Raw genomic sequence first — 5,407 nt, forward strand, 5'->3', positions numbered from 1 at the left:
CGCTCTTAACCTCGGACGCTTGGGAGCACGGCTCAGCCCGTCACTGGAAAACCCGGCGTGACGCGGGCGGGCCTGCGCTTACCGGGGCATTGCCTACCGAGGCATGGAGCGGTGCGCGCCGCGACCACCAGCCCCACGGCACATCCGAGCGGGACCGTGGTCACCTGCGCAAGCCCCATCCCGCTCGGTGCATGTCGATCTCGAAGTCTGCCGGCCGCGGACGGCGCTGGGTGCCCGGCAAGCGGCGGTTCACGTCGTCGAGCGGTCGCCAGCGGGTGCCGGCGGCGGGACGCGGGGAGGGGCGGAGCCGGGTGCGAGCAGCTCGGTGCGCAGCTCGTGGGCGCCGTCGATACGGCTGGCCTCGTAGTAGACCCGGTAGGCACCATCCGGTAGCTCCACGACGCTCACGTAGCGCAGTGCCCCGTCTCCGTCCGGTGAGACGGCGTGGGGGGCCGCGCCGACAGCGTCGAACCGCGTGGGGGCCCCGTCCCGGGAGACGACGGCGGTGGCAAGCCCGGTGCGCTCGTACCAGTTCTCCGCGGCGCTCGCGCGTCCGTCGTAGAAGGCGACCGTGGCCGGCCCGATGGTGAGCACGTCGGTGATGCGGACGCCGCGGGCGTCCCAGTGTCCTGGACGTGGCGCGAGCGCGACGCCGCGCCACGTCCAGGTGACGCCGTCGTCGCTGGTGGCATGACGGCTGTCCATCCGGTCCGTGGCCGCCGGGTCGTCGAGCGGGTGGCAGGACGCCCACAGGTGCCAGCGCCCGGCCTGCCAGCGCACAACGGGGTCCTTGACGGCCATCGACGCGTCGCCCGGCAGCGCGGTGCGCCGCGCGCTGGGCTCGAACCTGTCGGGAAAGTCCGCCTCGAGCAGGTCGACCCACCAGTGCGGGCTGCCCGGCGTCGCGCAGCTCACGTAGAGGCGCCAGCGTCGGTCGGGGGTGCGGACCAGCGCGGGCCGTTCCAGGGACTCGGCACCGAACGGCTTACGGCCGATCCGCGCGATCTCGGTGAACCGTTCCCCATCGGCGGAACTGGCGATCACCACGGCGTAGCCGCGGCCGTCGCCGACCGGACGGCGCAGGCGGTAGGCGAGATAGTAGGTGCCGTCGACCAGCAGCGCGCTCGGCGCACCGGCCCAGTTGCCCGGGCCGTCGGCCTCCGGGACCGCCACCGTCACCGCGGCTTCGAGGCGGGGGAGCGGGATGGCCGGGGTGGGGCTGAGGGAGGACGCTGTGATCGACACCTGGAAAACTTTAGCGCCCCGGTGAACAACCTCGCCCCAGGTGGGGCTATTTGCCATATGTCCGGTGGTAAAGGTGCTGTTCTCGTATCCTGCGAGAACGGGCGGATCCGCCCGGCTGCACCGTCGTCGCGCTGCCCCGTCGTCGTGTCTGGAGTGTTTCGCCCGTGGCCCTGCCCAACTTTCTCGTGATCGGAGTGCCGAAGGCCGGGACGACGGCTCTGCACGCCGCCCTCAGCCGCCATCCCGCGCTGTTCCTGCCGTCGGTGAAGGAACCCAAGTTCTTCCTCTCCGAGGGCCCGCCGCCGGCTCGTGGCGGGCCCGGCGACGCACAGACCTATCAGGAGCACGTCTGGCGGCGGGCCGACTACGAGGCGCTGTTCGACCCGGCGCCGCCTGGTGTGCTGCGCGGTGAGTCGACCCCGTTCTACCTGTACGACCTCGACGCGCAGAACCGGATCAAACGTCTGCTGCCGAAGGCGAAGCTGATCGTCCTGCTGCGCAACCCGGTCGATCGCGCACATTCGAACTGGACCCATCTGTGGGCCGCGGGCCTTGAGCCCGAACGCGACTTCGTGACGGCCTGCGCCCTGGAGGCTCAGCGCCGGGAGGCCGGCTGGGCGCAGTTCTGGCACTATGTCTCGCTTGGGCGGTACGGCGCCCAGCTGGCGCACCTGTTCGGCCTTTTCTCCCGGGAACAGGTCCTGGTGCTGCGTTACCGTGAGCTGCGCGATGCCCCGACCGCGACACTCGACACGGTGTGCGACTTCCTCGGCGTGACCACGGGGGCTCTTGGCGCGGTACCGTCCGAGAACGTCACGCCGTTCGTCGCTGACACGACGGTCAACGCTGCCCTGCGCGCGATCCTGCGGACGGGCGGCCAGATCGGCCACCACTTCCCGGCCCCGGTACGCCGGGCGGCCCATATCCCGTTCCTGGCCGCTCTGCAGCGGAAGAAGGGCGGCCGGCCGCCGCTCACCCCCGAACAGCGGGCGGCGGTGCTGCCGTACTTCATCGCGGACATCGCGCTCCTGGAGCAGGTCACAGGCCTTTCGTACGCGGACTGGCTCATCACGGGCCTGGAGCCCGACATCGTCGATGACGGCGCCTGACCACCTTGTCCCCAGGCCCACGGCGCGGATCTGGTCAAGAGCGCCCGGCAACAGGGCAGGGGACGCGGCGTCGCGGGGCTGGGGCTGGGGCTGGGGCACGCACCTCGCGTTATCGCTCTCCCCATCTATCGCCAGCCATCGCCGCGCGATGCGCGGGTACCCCGGCTCGTCGGTCGCCACGCACCACCGCTGATGACTCTCCGTGTCCATCGTGATGCATACACCCCAGTTTCATTCCTTGGTCCACACCCCTATTGCCGGTCGTTCTTATTGGGTTCATGGTGAGTGCGTACGCTGGGTCTGGAGCGTGCTGAGGATGGTGGTGGCAGTCCGCGGGCTCAGCACGTCCGGTTTATCGGCAGACCGCATGCACAAGGATTTTACGGCCGCATCTCGTGGACGCTGGGGACAAAATTCAGATCGCATTATGAAACAATTTTCGCTGCTTGCGCACTTTCGTCCTGATGGTCGGCCGCCGTCTGTGTCGCCCACCACTTGGCCAGCGTCTCGAACCTTTTCCAGGTGATGGAACCCGGCGGGGCGGTGTAGGTGACGATTATCTGCTCGGGCGCGGAAAGAACCTGCAGGACCTGCCAGTCCACGATCAGTTCTCCGACGATCGGATGATTCATCCGTTTGTGGCCAGACGTCGTGGTCCGCACGTCGTGTTGGTTCCACCAGCGCCGAAAATCCGCGTCGAGCCTGGTCAGTTCCTCCACTAGGGCGTCGAGCCGAGGATCGTCCGGATAGAGTGTGACATCCATGCGGAGACGCGCGACAAAGCCGCTCGCCATATCCTCCCAGTTTGTGTAGAGCTGTCGCATGCGCGGTTCCAGGAACATCATGCGTGCCAGATTGCGGTGTTCGGGCTTGATTGTGGAGAAGTCAGTGAACAAAGCTGTTCCGAGGGCGTTCCAGGCGAGCACGTCCGTACGCCGGCCAAGAATGAACGCGGGAATATGATTTATGCTGTCCAGCAGGAGCTGCGTCTCAGGAGAAACCGCTTTCTCGCGTGACGCGGGCTTGTGGGCCGACGGCGTTCTCGCAATCGAGTACAGATATTCCCGTTCCGTCGGGCTCAACATCAACGCACGGGCGATGTTGGACAGTACGCTGTCGGACGCATGGATCATACGCCCCTGTTCCAGGCGTGTGTAGTAGTCGACGCTCACTCCGGCGAGCTGGGCGACCTCCTCCCGGCGTAGCCCGGGTACTCGTCGAAAGCGCATGGCGCTGGCCAGGCCCACGTCCTTCGGCGAGATCGCCGCACGCTTGGCCTTCAGGAACTGGCTGAGTGTCAAATGCCCCCGTGCTTGCACCGTCATAAGCGCGATTATGCGACACGGTCTGAGGTTCCTGGTGCTCGGAGTCCTAGGAAGTCGCGGCCCGGGAATAACTCACCCTGGAGGGCCCCCGGAGTTCGAGTCATAGTGAAGATCTATTTACTGTGCGTCGAGGAAGCAGGGAGGATCGTCCATGAGGTCGATCACGCAGGCCGAGGCCGCGGCCCGTGTCGAGGCGGGAATCGCCAAGTCGCGTGAGCTCGGTGCGGGTATGAACATCGCGATCGTGGACGCTGGTGGTCACCTCGTTCAGTTCGTGCGCATGGACGATGCGTGGCTTGACCCGATCAACATCGCACTGAAGAAAGCCAGGACAGCGGCTTACTTTCGAACAGCCCCCGACGCTGTCGGCGAGAGCTGCCAGCCGGATGGCACTGTCCACGGCATCGAGCGCGGCACGGCCGACTTGATCACTTTTGGCGGCGGGCTACCGATCCTTGATGGGGCCGGTATGGTCATCGGCGCCGTTGGTGTCTCCGGTGGCAACCTGGAGCAGGACTATGCTGTCGCCGAGGTGGTCATGAAAGGCTCGTCGCTCATTAGTTGATCAGTTTTCCCAGCTTGTTGTTCAGCTTGCTTGTTCCTCCCTGCTTGTGTGGTGGTGTCTGTTCGGGTATTCCGCCCGCTGAAACCAGGCCCAACGGTTGCGATGCGGATGAATGCCGTGCCGGGGCGGGTTGGGTGGCCAGTTGGGATGGGCCCGCCGGGGTGCAGCGGCTGCACACAGTGACTGGTACGGGCGGATGCGGTCGCGCCGTCCGCTGGACAGGCCGGTGAGCGGCCGGGGCCAATCCGCCCGGCAATGCCCGTGGTGCTGTTCGGGGGTGCTGTTCGGGGCGCTGTGATAACTCGACCAGCGTGATGACCGGACCAGGAGCGCCCGACAGGGCGTCAGCGAGTGCGAACAGTACGTCATCTCACCTGCCTGGAGCGCCCAGTAACAGGGAAGTGGATCAAGAAGCGGGGTTGGGGTGCGTGCATCGCGAGGCGACGGAACCCGCTGGGCCGGACCAGGTGCTTGATGGGAGCACGACTGTCCGGCAGCTATGACTTCATGATTATTAACATCGATCATAGGTGTTGTTGGTGCGCCATGATTGCGCTGAGGCTGCCGCGAGCTCCAGTGGGCCGGATGGCTGTGACGTCGACGCGCTTCATGATTTGATCATGACTGGGCTCAACGGCACGATCCTGTCGTGGCTGCCGGTGGCGCTCAGGGACGCGGCGAATCCGTTACTGGCTGTGACATGGCCAGCCGGTATCTGGCCCGCCGACCAGCACGGCGGCCTTCTCCGTCGACACCCGGCACCTGCCGAGGACCCCGCCGGGTGCCGTACCGAGATCGACTGGCATCCGGGTTCACCAGGCTGGACGCTGCTTTGCTGAGCTGCGGCGACGCTGTTTCGACCGCCGGGTCTTCCGCCCGGTCGATGCGTTGGCCTGCCCACCCGAATATCATGATCATATTTTGGAGTGAGAAGGTCAAACCCCTCGCGAGGACCAGAACCGCTGCCTGGATCAGGGCTGCCAGCAAACGCCAGCACGCCAGGAGCTCGGGTCCGGGACGCTGACGGCCGTGACGGCCGTGGCTGGTGATGTGACCAGAGTGGCTATCGTGGACTATTTCTTCACAGTACGTTGCTGGTCAACCGTGAGAGGGGGAGCGTGACGATGGAGGAGCCGCCGGGTTGGGCCGCGGATGTCGATGTC

The 5,407-nt window shown here is 66.4% G+C and carries 5 protein-coding genes; 3 read left to right on the forward strand and 2 right to left on the reverse strand.

Annotated features, from left to right (window positions below):
• Positions 1 to 249: 249 nt before the first annotated feature.
• Positions 250 to 1,239, reverse strand: a complete 990-nt coding sequence (locus tag MJ777_RS09085) for a hypothetical protein (protein ID WP_370652680.1) — start codon at positions 1,237 to 1,239, stop codon at positions 250 to 252.
• A 170-nt stretch (positions 1,240 to 1,409) separates the two neighbouring features.
• Here MJ777_RS09085 and MJ777_RS09090 point away from each other — a divergent pair, with 170 nt between their 5' ends.
• A complete protein-coding gene (locus MJ777_RS09090; RefSeq protein WP_239375146.1) occupies positions 1,410 to 2,354 on the forward strand; it encodes a sulfotransferase in 945 nt (314 codons plus the stop codon).
• Between the two features lie 425 nt (positions 2,355 to 2,779).
• Here the strand turns inward: MJ777_RS09090 and MJ777_RS09095 are convergent, their stop codons facing one another.
• The gene (locus MJ777_RS09095; protein WP_239308981.1) at positions 2,780 to 3,679 is read right to left on the reverse strand and encodes a helix-turn-helix transcriptional regulator; all 900 of its coding nucleotides are present in this window, start codon (positions 3,677 to 3,679) and stop codon (positions 2,780 to 2,782) included.
• Between the two features lie 151 nt (positions 3,680 to 3,830).
• Between MJ777_RS09095 and MJ777_RS09100 the strand changes: the two genes are divergently transcribed.
• Together MJ777_RS09100 and MJ777_RS09105 are read left to right on the forward strand one after the other, a co-directional pair.
• Complete coding sequence (locus MJ777_RS09100; RefSeq protein WP_239308983.1) at positions 3,831 to 4,244, forward strand: heme-binding protein; 414 nt, start codon at positions 3,831 to 3,833, stop codon at positions 4,242 to 4,244.
• A gap of 620 nt (positions 4,245 to 4,864) precedes the next feature.
• Positions 4,865 to 5,083 carry a hypothetical protein gene (locus tag MJ777_RS09105; RefSeq protein ID WP_239375149.1) on the forward strand — a complete coding sequence of 73 codons (219 nt, stop codon included), beginning with the start codon at positions 4,865 to 4,867 and terminating at the stop codon, positions 5,081 to 5,083.
• The last annotated feature ends 324 nt before the right edge of the window (positions 5,084 to 5,407 follow it).

The sequence above is a fragment of the Protofrankia sp. Cj5 genome (assembly GCF_917627405.1).
GTDB lineage: Bacteria > Actinomycetota > Actinomycetes > Frankiales > Frankiaceae > Protofrankia.